General features: G+C 39.4%; 1 protein-coding gene. It reads right to left on the minus strand.

What is annotated here, in order from left to right; translation table 11 throughout:
- Positions 1-47: 47 nt before the first annotated feature.
- Positions 48-381 (minus strand): tetratricopeptide repeat protein (locus J7R05_RS09040; protein ID WP_208541942.1); only part of this gene is annotated, 334 nt, incomplete at its 5' end.

Below are 381 nucleotides of genomic sequence, written 5' to 3' on the forward strand. Positions count from 1 at the left end.
CTCTGGTTTTATAATCTTAAACTGCCCATAATCACTTCCTGAATATTCTAATTAGATGAATCACGTAACTGAACTATCATGGCTTCAATACGTGATCGCCCTGTAAAATCCTTAGGCATTGTATCAAGAAAATTTTGTAAAAACTGCACTGCTTGCAAAGACTTCCCAGCCTGATGAAGCGCTTCAGCTAGTAATAAACGAGGATAAAAATCATTTGGCGCTAAATCGGCTGCTTTTTGGAAAACATTTTGTGCTTCTTGCGTAATCATTCCGCCCTCATAACCAACTAATGCCAACCCATAACCAACAAGTCTTGGAGCTGATTCTCCATTCAAGCGAAGCGCATCTAAATAAATGTTCACTGCATCCTGAAAACGACCT

The organism is Bartonella capreoli (assembly GCF_902813205.1).
GTDB lineage: Bacteria > Pseudomonadota > Alphaproteobacteria > Rhizobiales > Rhizobiaceae > Bartonella > Bartonella schoenbuchensis.